2 protein-coding genes are annotated in these 2,444 nt (G+C 54.6%); one reads left to right on the top strand and one right to left on the bottom strand.

Features of this window, described 5'->3' with window-relative positions:
• A partial coding sequence (locus EOA60_RS28815) for a UTRA domain-containing protein (RefSeq protein WP_164899621.1) occupies positions 1–575 on the top strand: 575 nt, incomplete at its 5' end.
• Between the two features lie 352 nt (positions 576–927).
• On the opposite strand, the gene EOA60_RS28810 is transcribed toward EOA60_RS28815, so the two are convergent.
• A complete protein-coding gene (locus EOA60_RS28810; protein ID WP_128312303.1) occupies positions 928–2,391 on the bottom strand; it encodes an MmgE/PrpD family protein in 1,464 nt (487 codons plus the stop codon).
• Positions 2,392–2,444: the final 53 nt, after the last annotated feature.

Genomic DNA, 2,444 nt, shown 5'->3' with positions numbered 1-2,444 from the left:
CTATCAAGCGCGCACTGCGCGACCTGCAGGCAGCTGGGGTCCTCGTTTCCGTTGCCGGCAAGGGCACCTATGTCAAGAAAAGACAGAAGAAGGTGGTGCGCAAGCTTGACGTGCATTTTCCAAACTATGAGGGAGCAACGATCAAGCTCATTGCTACAACTCGAGAGATTATTACTGATCCAACATTAAACGCCTTCAATATTCCTAAATCCGCAATGCTCTGCATCCGAAAGATGATCTTTCTGCAAGGCGCTCCGTTTATGTACGATGCGACCTTCATCTCGCCAGATATTGGTGAAGATATTATAGAGGAGTTCGGCGGAAGTTTTGTCGTCAATGCGCTGAAGCAGCATGACATTCATGTTATCAAGACCGATCTGATGATAGACGCGGCACCAGCCGTCGGCGAGGTGGAGGAAGAGTTCCGTATCCCGACAGGATATCCGATGCTTCGGCGATCTTATAAATACACAACTTCCGAACCGAACATCATTGTGTATGGTGTCGCACAAGCCCCGTTCGACCAACTCACGTGCTCGCTCAGCATCCTAGGGAGTCCAATCGCGGAAGGCTGAAACGGTTTCTCGGGCGGTCATGCCCGTTGGCGACCCATTGTGAGTAGGTCGCCGACCGGCTCGAGAAAGGATCACGACCGTCGCGTACCAGAGGCGAGGACCACCACAATCGTCTGCTCCCTAATTCATCTTTGGGCCACCGGCCGCCCGCACCAGTCACAATGGAGGCGGTCTCACAGTCTCACAGCAGCTACCACATCCACAATCATGCAGTAGGCCAGTAGGCTCTCAACGCGCCTGGTTCCCTGGTTCAAATTCCCGGTCAGATCACACAGATGTACCCCCCGGCAGCCGCCGGCCAGCCGCACCGACGTTTGCAGATCGCCAAGCGATCAGCAATTCGTTGCTGGATCTAAGTTTCGGCAGCACGTAACAGTTGTATAACGTCGGCAATGGCGCTGTCCGTCCGATCTAAGCTCACCGCCATCTCCACAATCTGTGCGGCTCGTTTTTCGAGTCGCGTATCGCGCAGATTCCGTACAAACTTTCGTTCGATATCAGCCTCGCTCATAGGGTTGCGGGGGTGGCCGGGAGGCCAGTCCACGGTTGCGGAGCAGGTTTGTCCATTCTTCAAAAAGATGGACACGGAGGCGCGCTGCGCCTCTCCCTTCCAAAGCGCAGCTTCTGCTGCCGGATCAAGTTCGACAGCTGTCTTCGCCAGTAAAGCTCTCACGTCTGGATCGCTTTGAGTCGACGCGCTATGCCAACTCGCGCCTGGCTCTTTTGACAATAGAAGCATAGCCGCAACATACTGCACTGAGAACTGGCCGTCGAGTTCGGACGATGGCATGTCATACGAGAACCAGCTTGCCAGTTTGGCTCCTCCGCGAATGGAGACCTTTTCGATCTGTCTTGGATCAATATTGTGGTCTTTCTGAATAGCTAGCACTGCCCCTATTGTCGGGTGCAGCGCGTAGCAGGCTGGATATCCTTTGAAGCAAGTTTTTGCGATGCGCCAGGTGGATCCCAAGCCGCTGGAAAATTGAGAGGGATCAAACTGGTCAGATCCGATGATCGCCGCAAATCCGCGTTCTGGGTCACTGAGCATAGAAAACGGCCCGAGGATGCCTTGTCGGGCACAAAGCGCCGCCTCGACTCCGCCAAGTGCCATTTGTCCGTAATTCGCCTTAAGAGCGTGCGCCGGCCGGCCATATTCCACATACCATAAAGGGATATTTGTATTGCCAGCCGCATGCCCGAGAGCAGATCGAAACTGCTCCTCAGATCCACCTAAAACGACCATTGCAGCTGCACCAGCTGCCACGCCATGCCACGCGTGATACGATGCGAACCGTCGATAGGCTTCAGGCGTGGCCCTTGTCGCATCATGAAGTCGGACTCCGGCCTCGTATCCTGCTACTAGCCCTGTGAGGAACTGTCTTGACGTTGTATTCCGGTGCTCCGCCATTGCCAAAGCGGCCGGAATAACTGTCGCGCTTGGGTGACCCGAAAGCGTGTCTTCGTAATCAAGGATGTCTGCGAGCCATGCATTGACCTTAGCCGCATGGGAAGGCGCAAGCTTCAATTGAGTTCCAAGAACGCTGCACCCCTGGGGACCGTCGCCGTTTTCGTATGCCGCAATGACTCGTCGCCCCAAGTCGGTCTGCGTGCCGGCAACGATGCAACCGATAGTATCAAGCGTTACAAGCTTTGCTAGATGAATGACTTCACTGGGAAGATCGTCAAATCCGAGTTGAGACAGGTGCCGCGCCATCTGCATCGCATGTTCATGAACCTGCGCTCGAGGGAACAGAGTGTGCTCAAAGCGGGAGGTTGGAGCGGAAGCTTCAATTTCGCGAGAGTTATCAGTGAGCATTGACGCCGAGCCTCACTTGGCAGGACATACAGGTATTATACCTTATATACATG

Origin of the sequence: Mesorhizobium sp. M1A.F.Ca.IN.020.06.1.1, from assembly GCF_004023265.1 — a bacterium.
Classification (GTDB): domain Bacteria; phylum Pseudomonadota; class Alphaproteobacteria; order Rhizobiales; family Rhizobiaceae; genus Mesorhizobium.
The sequence above is the reverse complement of the archived record's forward strand: the minus strand, read 5'-3'. Positions and strand labels throughout refer to the sequence as shown.

Coding starts and splice junctions, on each gene's coding strand:
- EOA60_RS28810 (WP_128312303.1), bottom strand. CDS start 2,391: ATGCTCACTGATAACTCTCGCGAAATTGAAGCTTCCGCTCCAACCTCC.